We start from the raw sequence: 20,441 nt of genomic DNA on the forward strand, positions 1-20,441 counted from the left end.
CTACTCATTATGTCTTGACTGACGCTTTTATATTATCTCGAATTCGAGATATATGACCAAAAAATATATTTATCTCGAATTAAGGATATTCCTTTTTGAAATAGATGTCAATGATTTTTGTTTTTTTCTTTTCAAAAGCAGGCCGCTTTGTATATAGCAGACCTGCTTTCCCTTGATTATTGAAGCAATTTTTTCTTTTTTAAATAGGCTTCAGCTACTTGGAATGCATCTTTCCCCTTCACATTGACTTCGTAATTCATTTCTCTCATCTCATCATCTGTGATTTGACCAGCGAGCTTGTTGAGAGAGGCCTCAATCTCAGGATACTCTTTTAATGTCTCCTGTCTTAGCAAGGGCGCTCCTTGATAGGGCGGGAAAACATGCTTATCATCATCAAGCACCTTCAATTTGTATTGTCTCAATTCACTGTCTGTCGAATACGCATCGACCAACTGAATATTCCCTTTTTGAATGGCGCGATATCGAAGTTTCGGTTCCATCGTGACCACATCGTCAAAAGAAAACTGATAAGCTTTTTGAATGCCTAAATATCCATCCTGACGATCAGAAAACTCTAAAGTAAAGCCAGCACGTATACGATTCTTGATTTGACCCAGATCTGAAATCTTTGATAAATCATATTGATCCGCTAGTGATTGAGGCACGGCTAAAGCATATGTATTGTTATAAGCCATCGGCTGAAGAAGCTGAAGCTGAAAGGATGACGCCAAACCTTGGCGCGCTTGCTCATACACTTTTTCCTTATCCGTGCTTTTCGCTGTTTCTTTCAGAAATTCAGAAATCGCTGTCCCTGTAAATTCAGGATAGATGTCAATATCACCAGACCGCAGTGCTTGAAAAACAAAGGACGTCTTACCAAGACCAGGCTTAAGATTGACTTGGATATCTGTATCCTGCTCAATTAAAAGCTTATACATGGAGATCAAAATTTCAGGCTCTGACCCCAGCTTCCCTCCAATGGTGATCTCTTTCTTTTCTTGTTGAAACAGCAATGGGGCAGCGACAACTGCTCCTGCTATTACAGCAAAGACCGTCACAGAGATCACCGTTTTTTTAAAGGAGATTTTCTCAAGTGTCCGCAAGACCACATCAAATAAGAGCGCAAGTAATGCAGCTGGAATAGCACCAATGATGATCAAAGACATATCATTTCGATCAATTCCAAGCAAAATCAGACTCCCTAATCCACCTGCCCCAATAAGAGCTGCAAGAGTGGCTGTCCCTACAATCAGGACCATCCCCGTTCGGATACCTGCCATGATCACCGGCATAGCAAGAGGGAGTTCTACTTTTAATAAGCGTTTGCGGTGATTCATTCCCATAGCGAGCGCCGCTTCTCGCAGCGACGGATCGACCTCACGAATGCCTGTATATGTGTTCCTTAAAATAGGAAGAAGAGCATAGACGACAAGAGCGATAATTGCGGGCACTTGACCAATCCCAACGAGAGGAATCAGCAGTCCAAGCAGCGCCAAAGACGGAATTGTCTGCAAGACAGCCGTCACCCCAATGATCCACTCTGCTATCTTAGGGACTCTCGTTAAATAAATCCCTAAAGGAATGGCAATCAAAATCGCTAGAAATAACGCAATGAAGGAAATTTGAATATGCTCAAGTAAGGCGTGTCCGAGCTGATCTTTTCGAGCCCATAGCACACTGGTCCATTCATTCATGTGTCTCGCCCCTCTCAGCAGAAGTACCGGCTAAATACTGAATCACCGCTTGACGAGTGATGAGCCCGATCCGTTCCCCATCCTTTTCAACAACAAGCTCTTCATGCTCTGCCAGTCGAGATAGAACCTCTTCCAGCGTCGCATGGATGGAGACCGCCTCATCGCCTAACAGATCATCTTGAGGCATGGGCTGATAAATAGTTGTCAGCTCAAATGCTTGATGGTCTACATGACGGGCAGCTCCTGAAACAAACTCCCGCACAAATGGAGTAACTGGATGCTGAATCAATTCCTCTGGGCGTCCAACCTGCACCACTTTTCCTTCATTCATCACACATATTCGATCTCCAAGCTTCATGGCTTCCTGCATATCATGTGTCACAAAAACGATGGTCTTTTGAATACGGCGCTGTAACTCAAGCAGATCATCTTGTAATTTCTCTCTCGTCAGTGGATCTAACGCACTAAAAGGTTCATCCATTAGGACAATCTCAGGATCAGCAGCAAGTGCCCGTGCTACGCCGACTCGCTGCTGCTGTCCTCCTGAAAGCTCTGCTGGCTTTCGATGTCGATAGGTAGAAGGCTCAAGCCCCACCATGAACATCAACTCATCAACACGCTGATTCGTCTCAGTCCGCTTCCATTGTTTCAGCTCTGGCACTACAGCAATATTCTCTTCTATGGTCATATGAGGGAACAACGCTATTTGCTGAAGCACATAACCAATATCCCAGCGCAGCTCATAAATATCATAATCGCTGATGGTTCGACCCTTTATGTAAATCTCACCTTCTGTAGAAGAGATGAGACGATTGATCATTTTCAAAGTCGTCGTTTTCCCGCTTCCACTAGGTCCAATCAATACAAAAAATTCACCTTTCTGAATCTCCAAATCAACAGATTGAACGGCATAGCGGTCATCAGAAAACTGCATCGATACATTCTTAAATTCAATCATCTTCCCACGCCCTGACTGCAAGTATATTTTAAAATACCAATATGACAGATTAACCTAGTATTTGTATAGAACAAACTGTCACGTTGACTCTCTTTTTACATACTTCCCCTAGTTAGACTGCCAGAAACGGCTTTCTCATAAAAGTGAGACAAATAAAAAAAAAGCGAAGAGCTCAAGGCCCTTCGCTTTTAAGTCAACGACTTACTCACCAGTAACGTATGGAAGTAATGCCATTTGACGTGATTTTTTAATCGCTAATGTCAATTTACGTTGATACTTAGCGCTAGTTCCTGTTACACGACGAGGTAAAATTTTACCACGCTCAGAAACAAACTTTCTAAGAAGATCAACATCTTTGTAATCGATGTGCGTGATTCCGTTAGAAGTAAAGAAACATACTTTACGACGTTTCGCACGACCGCCTCTGCGTCCACCTGCCATTTGTTTTCACACCTTTCCTTTGGTCATTTTTTTCAGATCAATTAGAATGGCAAATCATCATCGGAGATGTCAATCGGTTTACCATCATTCGCAAATGGGTCATCATTGAAACTATTTCCCTGATTACGATTTTGGTTGTTTTGATTGCCATATGGATTTTGACTTGGTTCATTTCCAAATGGATTCTGATCATTTTGGCTACCGCCATAATACTGGCCTCCGCTATTGCCACCGCCGCTGTATCCACCTGAACCAGCACCGCCGCTTTTAGGCTCAAGAAATTGAACACTTTCAGCTTGAACTTCTGTCACGAAGACACGCTGTCCTTGCTGGTTTTCATAGTTTCTTGTTTGCAAGCGACCGTCTACACCGGCAAGACTTCCTTTTTTCAAGAAATTAGCCACGTTCTCGGCTTGTCTTCTCCAAGTAACACAGTTAATGAAATCGGCTTCACGCTCTCCAGATTGATTCGTAAACGTACGATTCACAGCTAGAGTAAACGTGGCTACAGCCGCACCATTAGGCGTGTAGCGAAGCTCAGGGTCTTTTGTTAGTCTTCCGACCAATACAACACGGTTTAGCATATTGAAAGACCACCTTTAAATATATATTTCAATGATTTATTCTTCTTCTTTAACAACAATGTGGCGAATGATATCGTCACTGATCTTAGCTAAGCGGTCAAATTCTTGAACTGCTGCAGCGTCAGATTGAACGTTTACGATTTGGTAGAAGCCTTCACGGAAATCGTTGATTTCGTATGCAAGACGACGTTTACCCCAATCCTTTGTTCCAGTGATCTCCGCACCGTTAGAAGTTAACACGTTATTAAAACGGTCGATAACTGCTTTTTTAGCCTCATCGTCAACTGTTGGGCGGATGATGTACATAACTTCGTACTTTCTCATCTGATTGCACCTCCTTTTGGTCTAAGCGGCCCTATACGGGCAAGGAGCAATAAATTATATTACTCACAATTGTATATTATAACAAATTACTTGGCCTATGACAAGAACCTATACGTTAAAACGGAAATGAATAACGTCTCCATCTTTCACTATATATTCTTTACCTTCTAAACGAACTTTTCCTGCTTCTTTTGCAGCAGACATACTTCCGCCAGCTAGTAAATCTTCATAAGCAACCGTTTCAGCACGAATAAATCCACGCTCGAAGTCCGTATGAATGATTCCAGCACATTCCGGCGCCTTCATTCCTTTTTTAAATGTCCAAGCACGTACTTCTTGCTCACCTGCTGTGAAATACGTAGCTAAACCTAGAAGTGAATAAGACGCTTTAATCAACTGATCTAGACCTGATTCTTTAATGCCAAGCTCTTCAAGGAACATTTGCTTCTCTTCTCCTTCAAGCTCTGCAATTTCAGACTCAATCTTCGCACAAACGACGATGACTTCAGCGTTTTCGCCAGATGCAAACTCACGAATTTGCTGTACATATTCGTTTCCGTCCTGATCTGCTACTTCGTCCTCACTCACATTTGCTACATACAGAATAGGTTTTGACGTGAGTAAATGAAGTTGCTTCACAAGCTTCTGCTGCTCATCTGTAAATTCAACCGATCTTGCAGATTTTCCAGCTTCAAATGCGTCCTTCAGCTTTTCCAAAATATCAAATTCAGCTACCGCTTCCTTATCTTTTTGTTTCGCTAGCTTACTCACACGAGTTAAACGCTTTTCAACCGTTTCTAGATCAGCCAAAATCAATTCTAAATTAATCGTTTCAATATCTGACACTGGGTCAACCTTACCTGACACATGTGTAATGTTATCATCAGCAAATGCTCTCACCACGTGACAGATTGCATCTACTTGACGAATGTGAGAAAGGAATTTATTCCCTAAACCTTCTCCTTTAGATGCACCTTTCACAATACCAGCAATATCAGTGAATTCGAAAGCAGTCGGAACTGTCTTTTTTGGCTGCACTAATTCTGTCAGTTTTTGCAAACGCTCGTCTGGAACTTCTACAATTCCGACGTTTGGATCAATGGTACAGAACGGATAGTTAGCAGACTCCGCTCCAGCCTGTGTAATTGCATTAAATAGCGTTGACTTCCCGACGTTAGGTAAGCCAACAATACCAGCTGTTAAAGCCATTCTTTCATCTCCTCTATATGAAACGTGCTCGTTATACTGCGTAATATGAACCTAGAGCAATTATAAGTAGGTTTACATGAAAAGACAAGCTAACCATCATGCATTTTCAATAGAAGAAACATTACCAAAAAGACTAAATCGGAGCTTTAAAATAAGAAATTGCATCTGTTTCTCTGAACAAAAGACAAATTTCATCAAAAAAGCATGAGGCCTACTTAAGCAGTTGGCTCCTCATGCTTGACGAGAATTTTCTTCATTTTTCGTTCAAAATCTCTTCTTGGGATCATCACGCTGTGCCCGCACCCTTCGCATTTAATACGAATATCCATGCCCAAACGAATGACTTTCCACCGATTGGCACCACATGGATGGGGTTTTTTCATTTCAACGACGTCATGTAACCCAAATGCTTTGTCTGCCATCAGCATTCACCTCTCTTGCTCACTTCATTAAATCTATTGTACAAAAAAATGCCGATAGAGAGCAATGCACAAAATAAAGAGCCGCTGTCATGTATCAATCCCGTTCTTTTTTATAGAAAAAACCCTTCTTTTAGATCATTTTATTTGTGACCAATAGTTACTTAAACTCCGCTTTTTTTCAATATTGTCACAAACACTGTAGGTCAAAAGGTTTTTATTGGTAGAACGCTGTGGTTTTTCCATATTTTTTGATTTATGATATCTGCATAAATGTTATGTGAGGGAGCAGGTACGATGGTCAATCGAAAGGATAGATTAACCGACAAAGATTATAAAATCATATCCGATCACGCTGGAAACGCAGAGAATTACCAGCAGAACCATACGATAGAAGTAGGTCAGCATACGCTCACTGTCAACGATTTTCTAAAAATAGATCATCAATTATATGGTTTAACGATGCAGCAGGAACAGTCAGATGAGTTCATTGTCGCGTTTCACTGTCCTCTGCCAAAACAAATGACGGTGACATCGACACAAGATGTTCAAACGGCTACCCAATCATTGTTAAAAACGGATTATGCCTACCCCATTGAAAGAAAATCCTTAGCCGGGAAACAAGATCATGTCTTTTTTAAAGGGAAGGAATACATCAAGGACGTCTGTCAGAAGCACCCGAATGCAACCATCTATCTCACTGGACAAGCGCTTGCCGGTGCTGTTTGTGCTTACATTGCGACAGAACAGCCAGCTGTCAAAAAAGCCATCACATTCGATAGCCCAAATATATGGAGCAGCCTGGCACCTTCCATTCAGCAAAAAGCAGTAGAAGGAAAATATAGCCATGTTCTCACAGAATATATTCAACCCAATCATTATGTAGGTTTACTCAATCGCCATGATCATGGAGTTGGACAAGTCAAGTACACCGTACCGCCCCGGGAGCAGGGATCGGTCCAAGAATCCATAAAATATAAACCAAGAGAAATTGACACCTTTTTAAGATCAGCTTTTGCATCAATGAATATAGAGTGGAACGAATCATTTGATACAAATGCATTTTTAGCTCTCGTTTCAGGAGATTTTAAAGTAAATGGGCATTCATTCCATTCGAATGGAACCGCTCGTATTTTAGATGAACAGCTTGATCACAATACAAGTTTTACAGCGATGCTTTTACAAGACATCCATTCAGGCCGTGCATATGCACAAAACGGGATTGAAATTATCATAAAATCCCATTTACTAAAAAATTCATCTTATGATCTACAAAGTATTATTGAACATGAAGTACACACTGTATTTGAGAAAATAGATGGAATTGATGATAGTGTCAAAGATGCCGTCCATCATGTAAAACAAGAGCTGAAAGGACTTGTCGGCTTTGGTCACTATGATTTATTAACCCATAGCGATGTAGAAGCACTGTTAGAGGAAGTAAGGATGGAGCAGCCGCAATCATCCTTTTATTCTCATGAAAAACAACTGAATGCCTTGTACACCTTGAGAGACTACGAACAAGAACTTTCCACCCTTTCAAGACATATGTACACAATGGGTGATGACTATGCCAAGGCAGATAGACGCCTTGCGATGCAAATGGGTATTCGTTAAGAAAGGAGTCGACATATGATCAATCAAAATAAACCTCCTAGTGACGCCCAGCGTTTCTTGCAAAATGTGAGTGCCCGCCGCTCCATGTCTGTATTCGAAAGTCAATCTGCACCACAAACACAATCGCAATCACCTGAAGAAATTGCCGCTATTCAGGCCATGCGCAGAGAAGGACAACGAAAAGATTTAAAGCGATTGCTGAAAATGCGGCTTCACGATGAATTGGCAAACACACGCATGCACTTGGAGTACCAATTGTCCAAAACCGAAGACATGATAAACCAGACAACCATTGTCAAACAGCACGTATCCCAGCATTTAAAGGGACAAGCCATCTCAGAAATAGAGGAACGCATGCAGCGTCTCCAGCACATGCCTGTATATGACGATATCAAGGAAGCGATTGATTCCATTCGGATAAAATAAGCACTTCTCTTTAAAAGAGAGGTGTTTATTTTATTTTATCAGTATAATTTTTAGAACGGAAAAATATCTTTTTACTTAAAATCGGATACAGCATTAAACAGACAAGCAAATAAAGATTGAGCAAGCTGTAAATCGGATACAAGAAAGCAATCAAATCAGCAAATCCAAGAGAGGTTAAAGGTGCCATCAAAAGAAGCATGATGAATACAATGAACCAGCGGGGCATTCGTACAAAAGAGAGCATGCGGCTGGATAAACCAAATAATCCCGCAGCGGTTGTTGTATAAATCGCTAAACAAAGAACAATGGTCATAAACACAAACAATGATGTTGGTGCCCCCTCTAATACTGTAAACAAAGGAATCCCTTCTGCTGAAAGACTCCCAGAAATATCAACTAGTATTTCGTTATACACATAAGAAATGACTCCAAAAATCAAACCGCTTAATATACTTGCAACCTTGGCCTCTCCAAGCCCCTTCATTTCTTTCCCCACTGAAGATAGCACCGCCACAACAGATAATATATTCAAAGAAGCAAAGACGATACTAGCAGGCCAATTGTATTGCTGGCCAAAATCAATTCTCCACATATGATCATGATTCATATAATAAAAAACAAACGCATAGATGAGCCCCGCCACCAAAATTGGTATAATGAAGGCATTCACAGATAAGAGTCCTTTCACATCCCAGAAAAAAATCATAAATGAGAATAAACAAAATGCACCGATTCCAACCCAAAATGGCACATGATACATCTCAAGTGTCACCCCGCCACCGGCAATCATGACTGTTGTTGTCGTGAATAGATAAAGAACAATTAAAATATCATACACCTTGGCCAGCCAAGGACCTACAAGACGCTCTAACACCGGCACAAAATGATCAGCACGCACCTCATAACTGATTTTTAACACCACATAGGTCGACAGCATAAACATGAGCGTAAACAGTAGAATGGCTAGTCCGCTATCAAGGCCAAAAAACTGCCAAATTTCTTGACCGGAGGCATATCCCGCTCCTATCAAGCTTCCTAAAATTAAAAGCGTCCACCTTGAACCAGCCTTCCACACAATCATCACCTCATAGGTATAGAATTAAGCTTGTTTCCGTATACTGTTACTAACTACTATGACAAGGAAGTGAGACCTATGAATAGCAAGAACGGTCTTTTTTTAAGAAATAGGGTGAAAGAATACGTGTCCCATACGGATACAAATGCCATTCAGCAGCTTAAAAGTATTTTATTCTCGCATCTTCAGAAAGCAGGAAAAAGACCCGTTGCCATCGTCTGCATAGGAACAGACCGCTCAACCGGTGACTCTCTAGGTCCACTTGTAGGAACAAAGCTTTCAGGTCTGGATTTAAAAAAGATGCATGTATACGGCACTCTCTCTGACCCAGTGCATGCGGTCAATTTAAAGGAAAAGCTCGCTGAAATTGAACAAGCTCATAAACATCCATTTATCGTAGCCGTTGATGCCTGTTTAGGGAGAGTGAAAAGTGTAGGATCGTTTCAAATTGGAGAAGGACCGTTAAAGCCCGGTGCAGGTGTGCAAAAAGATCTTCCAGAAGTAGGCAATATTCATATTAATGGAATCGTCAACGTGAGCGGTTTTATGGAATACTTCGTTCTCCAAAACACACGTCTTCATCTTGTGATGTCTATGGCCAATACACTGTCTGAAAGTCTATCCCACATTGATCAAATGGATTGGACGAGAGAAAAAAGCCGTTCTCTCTTCACCCCTATTCAAAATATCACGGGAAGAATATAAAAAAGACCATCTCATATCAAGATGGTCATTCCGATGATTCTCTCGTAGAAAGCAATTCAAGGATTCTTTCTAAATCTTCATTTGAGAGAAATTCAATCTCAATTTTCCCTTTTTTCTTCTGTTTCTTGATCGTCACTGAAGTACCAAAGTAATTTTGTAAGAAAGATTCTCTTTCTTTCAACATGCGATCCTTTGGTGCTTCTTTTTTCTTTGTTTCACGTGGAACATTTTCATTTAATTGCTGAACAAGTTTCTCAACCTGACGGACATTTAATCCTTCGTCCACGACCTTCTTTACCAATGGCGCCAGCTTCTTTTTGTTTTTCAAACTAAGCAGCGTGCGTCCATGTCCCATGGATAATGTTCCATCCGCAATCAGCTTTTGTACTTCATCCGGTAATGTTAATAAACGAAGGTGGTTCGCAATATGCGGTCTGCTTTTGCCTAATCGCTTAGCTAATTCCTCCTGAGTCACACTTAAGTGATCTAGTAAGGAGGCATAGGCTTCCGCTTCCTCTAATGGAGATAAATCCTCGCGCTGTAAGTTTTCTAAAAGAGCGATCTCCCTCATCAGTGTTTCTGAAAATTCCCTGACGATCGCAGGAATCGTTGTCAAACCAGCTTGTTGTGCTGCACGGAAACGGCGTTCTCCTGCAACAATGTCATATCCTTTAATCGATTTACGAACAATAATCGGCTGTAAAACACCGTGCTGCTGAATTGATTCTTTGAGATCAGACAATGCATCATCATCAAACGTTTTCCTTGGCTGATAAGGGTTTGGGCGCAAATCCTTCAACTTAATTTCTTCGACAGTTTCTTCATTGGCATCCACATTGTTAAATAGCGCATTAATACCCTTTCCAAGACCTTTAGCCATTCGCGTCCACTTCCTTTGCTAAGTCTAAATAGACATCTGCACCTCTTGAACGTGGATCATACAAGATAATAGGTTTCCCATGACTAGGCGCTTCACTTAGTCTCACATTCCTCGGAATCACAGTCTGATAGACTTTATCTCTAAAGTATTTTTTTACTTCTTCGATGACTTGGATTCCAAGATTTGTTCTTGCATCAAGCATTGTCAGTAAGACACCTTCAATGGCAAGGTCGGTATTTAGATGTTTCTGCACAAGACGAACCGTATTCAACAATTGACTCAATCCTTCAAGTGCATAATATTCACACTGAACCGGTATTAAAACAGAATCGGATGCAGTTAACGCATTAATCGTCAGTAACCCAAGTGATGGCGGGCAGTCAATAATCATATAATCATAATTTTGCTTCACAGATTCAAGTGCTCTTTTCAGCCTCACTTCACGTGAGATCGTAGGCACAAGCTCAATTTCCGCCCCTGCAAGCTGTATCGTCGCAGGAATGACATCAAGATTTTCGACCTCTGTCGTCTTAATCACATCAAGTACATCTGCATCGTCTACTAAAATATCGTACACGCACTTCTCTACATCGGCCTTCTCAATCCCAATACCACTCGTGGCATTTCCCTGCGGATCAATATCAACTAACAACACTCGTTTTCCTATGTATGCTAAACACGCACCCAAATTAACAGAAGTTGTCGTCTTCCCAACGCCGCCCTTCTGGTTGGTAATCGCTATGATTTTCCCCACGATGTCACCCACTTTCAACTTAACAAGTTTCTCATTCATTCATACTTCCTATTCTATCAAAAAAAGTATGAAACGTTTGCTTTTTTTGTTTCTCCATTATAAATTCGTGAATGAATCTGTGTTTCCGTACATGGATAGATGCATAAAAACGCGCTTAGAAGATATATTAATATATCTTTTTGAAGAAAATAACGAGACAAAAAACCCCCACTTTTCATGAAAAGTGAGGGAGATACAATCAAAAGTTTAACCCGCCAATTTTACGGCCTTCGCTCACAATGACTTTAGGTGTCACTGTTTTATAGTTCTTCTTTTTCAAAAACCCATAGGGTGCTTTAATGGTAAATGTGGCATGTCCAACAGCGTCCCCGGTTTTCGCGTAAGCCTGCCATACAATCTTTGAACAATAAGTAGGGTCCAAGGATTGAATAGACATAGTGATCGAATATCGAGCCTTCGGATGGTCTTTCACGTAATCGTGCGCCCAATCCCCAGCTAAATCTGCCTTTTCCTGATGATTAATCCGAATCACCTTTGTATTGGCACTATAGCGAAACCAGCTTTGAATGGAATCAATATTTGGATGCTGCCGGAACCCAGGAATGGATGCATAGCTTTTCTCATTAATGACGATGCCTGCATGACCAATTAAACCATTCAAAGCACCAGTGCTCGTCACCAATATATCCCCTTTTTGAGGCATAATATCGGTTCCAGGATACGGTTTACCAAAAAGATGGCGAATGGTATTCGGCCTTTCATCTGTTACCATTTCATCCTGTTTGTTTTGCCGTAAGCCATAGTTCTCCAAATCATCATCAGCTGTGATGACATCGATCGCATCGTCCTGAGACGCTTGCTCTTGATTTAATTGTTGAACCGTTACATCTGTCGAAACCACACCTTGTTTCTTCAGAGCACTGAGTTCTTCTTTTGTAATCGTTTCTTCCGCTGAATGAGTATCATGATTCGTTGACGTGCTCACAGCAAACACAGTCGTTTCATTTGAAAAAAGAGAAAAAGAGATTAGTAAATAACAGATAATAGCAAAAATAGTCTTTTTCATTTTCATTGGTTATATGTCACCTCCCTTCTACTATGAAAATCATATTTTACCAATTAATTAATAATAAGTAAATATCATGAATTTAAGGGATGGAAAGACAAAAAAAGCTGACGAGTAATGCTCATCAGCTTTTTTCTATTTAGGAATGCGAATGGTTAATTGGATATATTCCTCAAATTCTTCTTCCTCGGTATTTATTTTAAGTCCGCTATCTTCTACCATATGGAGAGACTGACGAATGGTATTCATCGCAATTCGCGTATCTCGGCTAAACGCCTTACGTTTCGGCTTCGGTTTGCGATCTGTTTTTTGTTCAAGCATCTTCACTACACGCTCTTCAGTCTGTTTCACATTTAGCTGCTTTTCAATGATTTCCTGCAACAGCGTGATTTGTAATTCTGGAAGCTTTAGAGGTACAAGTGAACGGGCATGCCTCTCAGAGATTTTTTTCTCCAAAATGGCTTGCTGTACCTCTTCAGGCAACTTTAAAAGTCTTAGTTTGTTTGCAACAGTCGATTGTCCCTTACCTAAACGCTGAGCAAGCGCTTCTTGCGTTAAATCATGAAGCTCTAAAAGACGTGCATAAGCATGAGCCTCTTCAATTGCAGACAGCTCTTCTCTTTGCAAATTTTCAATCAATGCCACAGATGCCGTTTCCGTATCAGTAAAATCTTTTATAATAGCGGGGATCTTCTCCCATTGAAGAGTTTGTACCGCTCTCCAACGTCTTTCGCCGGCGATCAGTTCATATTTTCCTTCTTCTTCTGTTGGTCTAACAACAATCGGTTGAATAATGCCATGGGTATGAATGGTTGTGGCCAGCTCCTGTATCTTTTCTTCTGAAAAAATGGTGCGTGGCTGAAAACGGTTAGGCATAATTGTGTCGACCGGGAGCTCCTGTATCTCTTCCTTTAATGTTTCATGCTCAGCAATCTCTGCCTCTATTTCGGTATCACGCTCTGGATGTTCTTTGTCACCAAGCCCGAAGAAGCGTGAGAGTGAATGCTTCATGAACCTACACCACCTTTAAAAACTACCTTTTTATAATTCTATTTTCTCATGTTTTTTCCTTCTGTAAAATCATAAATATTGAAGAAAAACCGACCTTTTACATGATCAACCCTCTATTGGTGATTTATTAGGTGTTCCTGGTTTTCTAGGATATTTTTTTGGTGTTTGTTTTTTCTTTTCAATGACAATGATGTTCCGTTCGCTTTCTTCTAAAGGAAGAACAAAGGAATGCTTTTCAACAACCTCTCCTCCGAGGACAGTGACGGCTTTTTTTCCTGCTTGCATCTCTTCATCTGCAGCAGATGCTTTTAATGCAACAAACAAACCTTCCTTTTTCACAAGAGGCAGGCATAGTTCGCTCAAGACAGATAAGCGCGCAACTGCTCTAGCGGTGACAAGGTCATAGCTTTCACGTTGATCTTTACGTTGTCCAAAGGTCTCCGCACGATCATGATAAAAAGTAGTATCTTGTAAGTTTAACCCTTTTGCTAACTCATTGAGAAACGTAATGCGTTTCTGGAGAGAATCAACAATGGTCACATGTAGATGAGGGAAACAAATTTTAAGAGGAATGCTTGGAAAACCAGCACCAGCTCCAATATCACAAATTGTTGTCACATTGTGAAAATCAATAAAAAATGCTGCTGATATCGAGTCATAAAAATGCTTTAAATATACTTCTTCCTTTTCTGTAATGGACGTTAAATTCATCTTCTCGTTCCATTCTACAAGCATATGGAAGTAAGTTTCAAATTGTTCAAGCTGCACTGGAGAAAGAGTGATCCCTTTCTCCTCTAGTGCTGCTGTAAATTGTTCAATGTTCATGCCGACATCCTTTCTACTCTGCTATCTTCGCAATACGTCCCTGCTCCAAATACACTAAAAGGATAGAAATATCAGCAGGGTTAACGCCTGAAATACGAGAAGCCTGTGCAACAGAAAGCGGTCGGACTTCTTTTAGCTTTTGCTTCGCTTCAGTTGCAATCCCTTTGATGGCATCATAATCAATTCGATCCGGAATCTTTTTGTTTTCCATCTTTTTCAGCTTTTCAACTTGTTGGAGCGACTTTTCAATATAACCTTCATATTTAATTTGAATCTCTACCTGTTCACACACATCAGCAGGAAGCGGTGTGTCAGCAGGAGCTAGTTTCACAACAGATTCATAGTTCATCTCTGGACGCTTCATCAGATCACTAGCGCGAATACCGTCCTTCAATTCACTTCCACCAAGAGAACGGATATATTCCTGTGTCTCTGCTGTAGGTTTAATAATGACAGAATATAAACGTTTTTTCTCTGCTTCAATAGCCTCTTTTTTCTGTGTGAATGCTTGGAATCTCTCTTTAGAAATTAAACCAATGTTATATCCAAGTTCCGTTAATCTTAAATCAGCATTGTCATGACGCAGAAGTAAGCGGTACTCTGCACGAGAAGTTAAAAGACGGTAAGGTTCATTTGTACCCTTCGTGACAAGATCATCAATGAGAACACCGATATATGCATCAGATCGGCTTAAAATGACTTCTTCTTTACCCAATGCTTTTCTTCCTGCATTGATACCTGCCATAATTCCTTGACCTGCAGCTTCCTCATAACCAGAGGTACCATTAATTTGGCCAGCTGTATATAATCCAGAAATTTTCTTCGTCTCAAGTGTCGGCCACAATTGTGTAGGCACAATCGCATCATACTCAATGGCATAACCCGCTCGCATCATTTGTACATTTTCAAGCCCTGGAATGGTTGACAGCATTCGCTGCTGTACATCCTCTGGCAGACTTGTAGATAAACCTTGAACATACACTTCTTGCGTATTACGGCCTTCTGGCTCTAAGAAAATTTGATGTCTCGGTTTATCATTAAAACGAACCACCTTATCCTCAATAGACGGGCAGTATCTAGGACCTGTTCCTTTAATCATACCTGAATACATAGGAGAACGGTGAAGATTCTCATCAATAATTTGATGAGTCTCTAAACTCGTGTATGTTAACCAGCATGGTAATTGATCTGTAATATATTCCACAGTTTCATAAGAAAACGCACGTGGTACATCGTCACCTGGTTGAATTTCCGTCTTACTATAATCAATCGAGTGGCTGTTTACTCGAGGTGGTGTCCCAGTTTTAAAGCGAACCAAATCGAATCCTAATTCTGCTAGATGATCCGATAATTTAATGGAAGGCTGCTGATTATTAGGACCGCTTGAATAAGAAAGATCCCCTAAAATAATGCGGCCTTTTAAGAAAGTACCAGTCGTTAGAACAACAGACTTCGCGCGATAATTTGCACCTGTTTGAGTCACAACACCTTTACATTCATCATCTTCTACAATTAAATGGTCTACCATCCCTTGCAGCATTGTTAGGTTTGGTTCATTTTCCATTGTTTTTTTCATTTCGTGCTGATATTGAAACTTATCTGCTTGCGCTCTTAACGCACGGACAGCAGGTCCTTTCCCAGTATTCAGCATACGCATTTGAATATGCGTCTTATCTATATTTCGTGCCATTTCCCCGCCTAGCGCATCAATTTCTCTGACGACAATCCCTTTAGCGGGACCTCCTACGGACGGATTACATGGCATAAAAGCAACCATATCGAGATTGATGGTCAATACAAGTGTTTTGGCGCCCTGTCTTGCAGAAGCAAGAGCAGCCTCAACACCAGCATGACCGGCACCGACGACGATTACATCATATTGGCCAGCTTCATAACCCATTTCTTTTGTTCCTCCCTTTACTTTCCTAAACAGAATTGAGAGAATAACTGATCAATTAAGCTTTCATGAACAGCATCCCCAATAATTTCACCTAGCTGCTCCCAACAGCGTGTTAAATCTATTTGAACAATGTCGATCGGTACATCCATTTCAATTCCTTCTAGAGCATCCTCAATCGATTGTTTTGCTTCTTGAAGGAGCGCAATATGCCTAGTATTGCTTACATACGTTAAATCTCCACTTTCAATTGAGCCAGTGAAGAATAAAGATTGAATGGCCATTTCAAGCTCATCAATCCCTTTTTCTTGTAATAAAGATGTTGTCACGACTGGACGATCTTTCGCTAACTCTTTTACTTTTTCTACATCAAGTTTAGGCTCAAGATCAGTCTTATTGACAATCACAATAATATCCATACCCGAGACAGCCTCAAATAGCTTAATATCTTCCTCAGATAACTCTTCACTATAATTGAGCACAAGTAAAATCAGGTCAGCTTCTTTTAAGACCTGTCTTGATCGTTCGACCCCAATACGCTCAACAATGTCTTCAGTCTCACGTATACCTGCAGTATCTACTAAACGGAGCGGCACTCCTCTTACATTCACATATTCCTCGATGACATCTCTGGTTGTTCCAGGAATATCGGTCACAATCGCCTTTGTTTCCTGAACAAGACTATTTAATAAGGAAGACTTCCCAACATTTGGCCTTCCAATAATAACAGTAGATAAACCCTCACGTAGGATTTTCCCCTGCTGTGAAGTCGTTAGAAGCGATTCAATTTCCTTTTTCACAGATGTCGCCTTTTCAACTAAGACTCGATGTGTCATTTCTTCCACATCGTCATACTCTGGATAATCAATATTCACTTCTACATGGGCAAGTGTCTCCAATATCTCACCACGAAGACGTTTAATCAAACCGGAGAGACGTCCCTCCATTTGAGTCATTGCGACATTCATCGCACGGTCAGTCTTTGCACGAATCAAGTCCATTACGGCTTCTGCTTGTGACAAGTCGATTCTTCCATTTAGGAAAGCACGTTTTGTAAACTCACCTGGCTCCGCTAATCTCGCTCCTTCTTTTAAAGCAAGCTGCAAGACTTTATTGACCGTGACAATTCCGCCATGGCAGTTGATCTCAATAACGTCTTCTCTCGTAAATGTTTTTGGTGCTCTTAATACAGACACCATGACCTCTTCTATCACTTGCTCGGTACTTGAATCTACAATATGACCATAATGAATGGTATGAGAATCCACTGATACAAGTTTTTTCTCCTTAGGCCCCTTATACATGCGATCAGCAATCTGAACTGCATCAGGCCCGCTTAAACGTATAATGGCAATTGCCCCTTCACCCATTGGTGTAGAAATTGCTGCAATTGTATCCACCGCTCATTCACCTCTTTCTCTATTCAATAGACAGTCTTATATCTATTAAATGGACGTTGTCCATCTCTATATCAAAAACGCTTAATCCAAAATTTAAAGATACCACAAATGCATGCGAAGCGAAAGTAGCCCACATTTAATTATCCACAGTTTTGCACCCTGTCTATTTTAACACTTAACTTATCCACATGTGAATAACGACGTTCTAAACTTGTCTTCACATCTTACACCTAAATCCAATAAATTAAAACGTCCTTCTCCCTTTGCAACTAAGGGAAAATGACGTTTTCGATCTAAATAACACACTAACTTTTTAGAAATAAAGGAGGAATCTACTATTAAAAGGTAATTTTTCAATAAAAAAAGACTAAAATCCAGCTTTGCTGAATCTTAGCCTTTCTGCTATTTTTTATAAAACACCACAACATGACGCTTGGTGCCCGTATCTTCAGATGCCGTGGCAAGTTCTTTAGAAAATGCTGCAATCGTATCATGAACGACTTTTCGTTCATTCGAAGGCATCGGTTCTAAATGAACCTTTCTCTTCGTTTTTAAAACACGGTTTGCCGTTTTGATTGCATATTGTTCAAGTGCTTCTTGTCGTTTCTTCCTATAATCTCCAATATCAATTGTAATATGATGATACTGATCAGAATAACGATTAAACACTAACTGCACCAAGGTTTCTAAAGAGTACAGTGTTTGTCCTCTTTTTCCAATCATTAATGAAGTTTTGTCTCCATTAATGTGAAAAGAAATCTTTTTCGTTTCTTTTTTCGAAACAATGTTTGCTTTAGGATCAATTGATTTAACAATTTTATCTAAATACTGTGTTGCTAATTTGAGCGCATCTCGCTTTTCTACTAACTTGACAACAGCTTGTCTTTTACCAAATAATCCTAAAAACCCTTTGTTTCCTTCATCTACTATTGTGATATCTACTTCTTCTTGTAGTAGTTGAATTTGTTTCAGTCCGGAATCTACTGCTTCTTCGACTGTGCGACCGACAGCAGTTATTTCCTTCATTTTTTGTTCCCGCCAGCTTTTTCTTTTGTATCAACTTTTACTTGAGGTGTTTTAATGACCAAAGTTTGAATGATCATGAAAATGTTACCTACAACCCAGTACAGTGAAAGTGCCGCTGGGAAACTGATTGCAAATACAATGATCATAATTGGCATCACCCAAAGCATAATCGCCATTTGAGGGTTGTCCGAAGGATTTCCAGCCATCATTAGCTTCTGCTGAATAAAAGTAGCTACACCTGCAATAATCGGTAGCAGGAATAATGGATCTGGACTGCCTAAGTCAAACCATAAGAAAGTATGTTTCTTGATTTCAGCTGTTCTCATGATCGCATGATAAAAACCAATTAAGATTGGCATTTGAATTAAGATTGGGAAACACCCTGCTAATGGATTTACACCATTCTTTTGGAAAAGAGCCATTGTTTCCTGTTGAAGCTGTTGCTGTGTTTTTTGATCTTTTGAACTATATTTTTCACGAAGCTTCTTTAGTTCTGGCTGAAGTGCTTGCATTGCTTTTGTACTTCTTAATTGTTTAATCATTAATGGTAAAATAAGCAAACGAATTAAAAGAGTTACGATAATAATCGCTACACCATAGTTTTCACCAGTTAAGTTTGCCATGTAAGTGATTAATTGAGATAGCGGGTATACAATGTAAGAATTCCAGAATCCCTTACTATCTGATGTGATTGGTTCATTGATTTGTGTACATCCTGCCAATAGAACCAACACGCCAATCAAGCTAAATATTAGTAATAATCGCCTTTTCAACAAGATTCCTCCCATTACTTCAAACTTTATTTAAGTTGGAATTGATTACGAAAGTGACTCACCTAATCAGTATGGTAACATTTTTTCATTACAAAGTGGTGGTTTCATTTTAATTCACTAGATGAAGGAAGCGCTTTTAAAAATTGATTCAACGAAAGTTTCTATTACGAAGACTTTTTCGGTTGTTGTTGATAAACAGCGGATTTTCTAAATAAATGCTGGAGAGACTTCTTTGTTTCTTCAAAGGTCAATTCGCTTGCTGGTTTTCGTGCGATAACAATGTAGTCTTTTTCTTGCTTTAGCTTATGACCTTCCTCTAAGAACACCTGACGGATCAGTCGTTTAATCCGGTTTCTTATCACTGCATTCCCTATCTTTTTACTGACAGACAATCCTAAACGCAGTTCTTCTTGATTTGGTTGGTCCAGCTGATAAATGACGAATTGGCGATTAGCCATTGATTGACCTTTTTTGAACACTGTTTGAAACTCTTCATTTTTTTTTAGCCTGTTTCGCTTCTTCATGTTTTCTTCCACTCCGATAAAAACTGACAGTTCATTTACGATTTTATGTAAAAAAGACCACTGACATTATTCAGTGGCCTAAGCTGATAATTTTTTTCTACCTTTGCTGCGGCGTCGCTTTAAAACTAGACGTCCGTTTTTAGAACTCATACGGCTGCGGAAGCCATGAACTTTACTACGCTTACGGTTATTTGGTTGAAACGTTCTTTTCATTTATGACACCTCCCTGAGGAATAGCTGTTTAAGACAGTCTAACTCATTATATTTGTGTAACCCATCGATTGTCAATATCAATGATAAAACTCTTATTATCAACCTTATAAGCATAACACAAGTTATCAAGTGAAGAAACCTTCTTTTTTAGTTTCCAGCATTTTATTCTTTTTTTCCTTCAAAAAAACCTTCAAAACAAGATTGTGGATATTTTTCCGGCATATTTTGACTATCCACATCCATTATCGACATTTTTTTCACACAAATAACCTATGTGGATAATTATTTTTCAACAGGATGTAAAGTGTGTGGATAAGTTTGTGACACCCATTGCACCATCTTGTTTATTTTGATATTATATTTGTGTTTTAACTCTTAATTACTTATCTGGCCTATTTATCTTATCCACAATTTGTGGATAACCTGTGGAAAGTTATTACACAGCTTGTTGAATTGTTTATCCACAACCTGTGTAATTTGTCGAAAAGACGTTTTTCTACTATATTAATTGTTTTCAACAAAGTATGTGCACGAATGGTGATGACCATTTGCTCTTTTTCGTGTTCTATAACAGTTTGATACTGGTCATTTTAAAAAGAAAAGGAGGGGGGAGAAGCCTT

Annotated in this window: 22 protein-coding genes; 3 read left to right on the forward strand and 19 right to left on the reverse strand. The window is 39.9% G+C overall.

Annotation, left to right across the window (positions count from 1 at the left end):
- Positions 1–176: 176 nt before the first annotated feature.
- From NST01_RS19220 to NST01_RS19250, 7 genes are all read right to left on the reverse strand, one after another.
- Positions 177–1,694, reverse strand: coding sequence for an ABC transporter permease/substrate-binding protein (locus NST01_RS19220; protein WP_008347552.1), 1,518 nt, complete (start codon positions 1,692–1,694; stop codon positions 177–179).
- Positions 1,687–2,652, reverse strand: coding sequence for an ABC transporter ATP-binding protein (locus NST01_RS19225; protein ID WP_326114718.1), 966 nt, complete (start codon positions 2,650–2,652; stop codon positions 1,687–1,689). The genes NST01_RS19220 and NST01_RS19225 overlap by 8 nt, the downstream gene beginning before the upstream one ends.
- Before the next feature lie 201 nt (positions 2,653–2,853).
- Entirely contained in the window at positions 2,854–3,093 is a 240-nt protein-coding gene (rpsR, locus tag NST01_RS19230; protein ID WP_008347556.1) for a 30S ribosomal protein S18, read from the reverse strand.
- Between the two features lie 41 nt (positions 3,094–3,134).
- Positions 3,135–3,677, reverse strand: a complete 543-nt coding sequence (gene ssbA, locus NST01_RS19235) for a single-stranded DNA-binding protein SsbA (RefSeq protein ID WP_007497456.1) — start codon at positions 3,675–3,677, stop codon at positions 3,135–3,137.
- A 36-nt stretch (positions 3,678–3,713) separates the two neighbouring features.
- Entirely contained in the window at positions 3,714–4,001 is a 288-nt protein-coding gene (rpsF, locus tag NST01_RS19240) for a 30S ribosomal protein S6 (protein WP_008347557.1), read from the reverse strand.
- 108 nt (positions 4,002–4,109) lie between these two features.
- The gene (gene ychF, locus NST01_RS19245) at positions 4,110–5,210 is read right to left on the reverse strand and encodes a redox-regulated ATPase YchF (RefSeq protein ID WP_007497458.1); all 1,101 of its coding nucleotides are present in this window, start codon (positions 5,208–5,210) and stop codon (positions 4,110–4,112) included.
- 215 nt (positions 5,211–5,425) lie between these two features.
- Entirely contained in the window at positions 5,426–5,632 is a 207-nt protein-coding gene (locus NST01_RS19250; RefSeq protein ID WP_008347561.1) for a DUF951 domain-containing protein, read from the reverse strand.
- A 294-nt stretch (positions 5,633–5,926) separates the two neighbouring features.
- On the opposite strand from NST01_RS19250, the gene NST01_RS19255 reads away from it, so the two are divergent.
- Positions 5,927–7,246, forward strand: a complete 1,320-nt coding sequence (locus tag NST01_RS19255; RefSeq protein ID WP_050826817.1) for a hydrolase — start codon at positions 5,927–5,929, stop codon at positions 7,244–7,246.
- Between the two features lie 15 nt (positions 7,247–7,261).
- Positions 7,262–7,672 (forward strand): hypothetical protein, encoded by a 411-nt coding sequence (locus NST01_RS19260; protein WP_035390143.1) that lies wholly within the window; start codon positions 7,262–7,264, stop codon positions 7,670–7,672.
- Positions 7,673–7,697: 25 nt separating this feature from the next.
- Here NST01_RS19260 and NST01_RS19265 read toward each other — a convergent pair whose 3' ends face one another.
- Positions 7,698–8,753 carry a YkvI family membrane protein gene (locus NST01_RS19265; RefSeq protein WP_079919768.1) on the reverse strand — a complete coding sequence of 352 codons (1,056 nt, stop codon included), beginning with the start codon at positions 8,751–8,753 and terminating at the stop codon, positions 7,698–7,700.
- Between the two features lie 72 nt (positions 8,754–8,825).
- Between NST01_RS19265 and yyaC the strand changes: the two genes are divergently transcribed.
- Positions 8,826–9,452: a spore protease YyaC gene (gene yyaC, locus NST01_RS19270; RefSeq protein ID WP_050826818.1), complete on the forward strand. Its 627-nt coding sequence runs from the start codon at positions 8,826–8,828 to the stop codon at positions 9,450–9,452.
- Positions 9,453–9,477: 25 nt separating this feature from the next.
- On the opposite strand, the gene NST01_RS19275 is transcribed toward yyaC, so the two are convergent.
- The 11 genes from NST01_RS19275 to rpmH all read right to left on the reverse strand — a co-directional run bounded on the left by NST01_RS19275 (position 9,478) and on the right by rpmH (position 19,821).
- Positions 9,478–10,332, reverse strand: coding sequence for a ParB/RepB/Spo0J family partition protein (locus NST01_RS19275; protein WP_035390144.1), 855 nt, complete (start codon positions 10,330–10,332; stop codon positions 9,478–9,480).
- Positions 10,325–11,086, reverse strand: a complete 762-nt coding sequence (gene soj / locus NST01_RS19280; RefSeq protein WP_008360890.1) for a sporulation initiation inhibitor protein Soj — start codon at positions 11,084–11,086, stop codon at positions 10,325–10,327. Before soj ends, NST01_RS19275 begins: the two co-directional genes overlap by 8 nt.
- Before the next feature lie 238 nt (positions 11,087–11,324).
- On the reverse strand, positions 11,325–12,158 hold the full coding sequence (locus NST01_RS19285) for a YiiX/YebB-like N1pC/P60 family cysteine hydrolase (protein WP_017359870.1): 834 nt from the start codon (positions 12,156–12,158) through the stop codon (positions 11,325–11,327).
- 129 nt (positions 12,159–12,287) lie between these two features.
- Positions 12,288–13,163, reverse strand: coding sequence for a nucleoid occlusion protein (gene noc / locus NST01_RS19290; protein ID WP_024718432.1), 876 nt, complete (start codon positions 13,161–13,163; stop codon positions 12,288–12,290).
- Between the two features lie 105 nt (positions 13,164–13,268).
- Positions 13,269–13,988, reverse strand: coding sequence for a 16S rRNA (guanine(527)-N(7))-methyltransferase RsmG (gene rsmG / locus NST01_RS19295; protein WP_007497477.1), 720 nt, complete (start codon positions 13,986–13,988; stop codon positions 13,269–13,271).
- A gap of 13 nt (positions 13,989–14,001) precedes the next feature.
- A complete protein-coding gene (gene mnmG / locus NST01_RS19300) occupies positions 14,002–15,888 on the reverse strand; it encodes a tRNA uridine-5-carboxymethylaminomethyl(34) synthesis enzyme MnmG (RefSeq protein WP_050826819.1) in 1,887 nt (628 codons plus the stop codon).
- A gap of 17 nt (positions 15,889–15,905) precedes the next feature.
- Positions 15,906–17,285: a tRNA uridine-5-carboxymethylaminomethyl(34) synthesis GTPase MnmE gene (mnmE, locus tag NST01_RS19305; protein ID WP_017359868.1), complete on the reverse strand. Its 1,380-nt coding sequence runs from the start codon at positions 17,283–17,285 to the stop codon at positions 15,906–15,908.
- Between the two features lie 402 nt (positions 17,286–17,687).
- A complete protein-coding gene (jag, locus tag NST01_RS19310; protein WP_050826820.1) occupies positions 17,688–18,311 on the reverse strand; it encodes an RNA-binding cell elongation regulator Jag/EloR in 624 nt (207 codons plus the stop codon).
- On the reverse strand, positions 18,308–19,090 hold the full coding sequence (gene spoIIIJ / locus NST01_RS19315) for a YidC family membrane integrase SpoIIIJ (RefSeq protein ID WP_089374159.1): 783 nt from the start codon (positions 19,088–19,090) through the stop codon (positions 18,308–18,310). The genes jag and spoIIIJ overlap by 4 nt, the downstream gene beginning before the upstream one ends.
- A gap of 158 nt (positions 19,091–19,248) precedes the next feature.
- Positions 19,249–19,608 carry a ribonuclease P protein component gene (rnpA, locus tag NST01_RS19320; RefSeq protein ID WP_008347592.1) on the reverse strand — a complete coding sequence of 120 codons (360 nt, stop codon included), beginning with the start codon at positions 19,606–19,608 and terminating at the stop codon, positions 19,249–19,251.
- Positions 19,609–19,686: 78 nt separating this feature from the next.
- A complete protein-coding gene (rpmH, locus tag NST01_RS19325; protein ID WP_008360908.1) occupies positions 19,687–19,821 on the reverse strand; it encodes a 50S ribosomal protein L34 in 135 nt (44 codons plus the stop codon).
- Positions 19,822–20,441: the final 620 nt, after the last annotated feature.

The sequence above is a fragment of the Bacillus sp. FSL R7-0166 genome, assembly GCF_038008935.1.
Taxonomy (GTDB): Bacteria; Bacillota; Bacilli; order Bacillales; family Bacillaceae; genus Bacillus; species Bacillus altitudinis.

Bases quoted from the DNA above. Each gene is read 5' to 3' on its own strand.
- NST01_RS19220 (WP_008347552.1), bottom strand. From the start codon at position 1,694: ATGAATGAATGGACCAGTGTGCTATGGGCTCGAAAAGATCAGCTCGGA.
- NST01_RS19225 (WP_326114718.1), bottom strand. From the start codon at position 2,652: ATGATTGAATTTAAGAATGTATCGATGCAGTTTTCTGATGACCGCTAT.
- rpsR (WP_008347556.1), bottom strand. From the start codon at position 3,093: ATGGCAGGTGGACGCAGAGGCGGTCGTGCGAAACGTCGTAAAGTATGT.
- ssbA (WP_007497456.1), bottom strand. From the start codon at position 3,677: ATGCTAAACCGTGTTGTATTGGTCGGAAGACTAACAAAAGACCCTGAG.
- rpsF (WP_008347557.1), bottom strand. From the start codon at position 4,001: ATGAGAAAGTACGAAGTTATGTACATCATCCGCCCAACAGTTGACGAT.
- ychF (WP_007497458.1), bottom strand. From the start codon at position 5,210: ATGGCTTTAACAGCTGGTATTGTTGGCTTACCTAACGTCGGGAAGTCA.
- NST01_RS19250 (WP_008347561.1), bottom strand. From the start codon at position 5,632: ATGGCAGACAAAGCATTTGGGTTACATGACGTCGTTGAAATGAAAAAA.
- NST01_RS19255 (WP_050826817.1), top strand. From the start codon at position 5,927: ATGGTCAATCGAAAGGATAGATTAACCGACAAAGATTATAAAATCATA.
- NST01_RS19260 (WP_035390143.1), top strand. From the start codon at position 7,262: ATGATCAATCAAAATAAACCTCCTAGTGACGCCCAGCGTTTCTTGCAA.
- NST01_RS19265 (WP_079919768.1), bottom strand. From the start codon at position 8,753: ATGATTGTGTGGAAGGCTGGTTCAAGGTGGACGCTTTTAATTTTAGGA.
- yyaC (WP_050826818.1), top strand. From the start codon at position 8,826: ATGAATAGCAAGAACGGTCTTTTTTTAAGAAATAGGGTGAAAGAATAC.
- NST01_RS19275 (WP_035390144.1), bottom strand. From the start codon at position 10,332: ATGGCTAAAGGTCTTGGAAAGGGTATTAATGCGCTATTTAACAATGTG.
- NST01_RS19285 (WP_017359870.1), bottom strand. From the start codon at position 12,158: ATGAAAATGAAAAAGACTATTTTTGCTATTATCTGTTATTTACTAATC.
- noc (WP_024718432.1), bottom strand. From the start codon at position 13,163: ATGAAGCATTCACTCTCACGCTTCTTCGGGCTTGGTGACAAAGAACAT.
- rsmG (WP_007497477.1), bottom strand. From the start codon at position 13,988: ATGAACATTGAACAATTTACAGCAGCACTAGAGGAGAAAGGGATCACT.
- mnmG (WP_050826819.1), bottom strand. From the start codon at position 15,888: ATGGGTTATGAAGCTGGCCAATATGATGTAATCGTCGTCGGTGCCGGT.
- jag (WP_050826820.1), bottom strand. From the start codon at position 18,311: ATGAAGGAAATAACTGCTGTCGGTCGCACAGTCGAAGAAGCAGTAGAT.
- rnpA (WP_008347592.1), bottom strand. From the start codon at position 19,608: ATGAAGAAGCGAAACAGGCTAAAAAAAAATGAAGAGTTTCAAACAGTG.
- rpmH (WP_008360908.1), bottom strand. From the start codon at position 19,821: ATGAAAAGAACGTTTCAACCAAATAACCGTAAGCGTAGTAAAGTTCAT.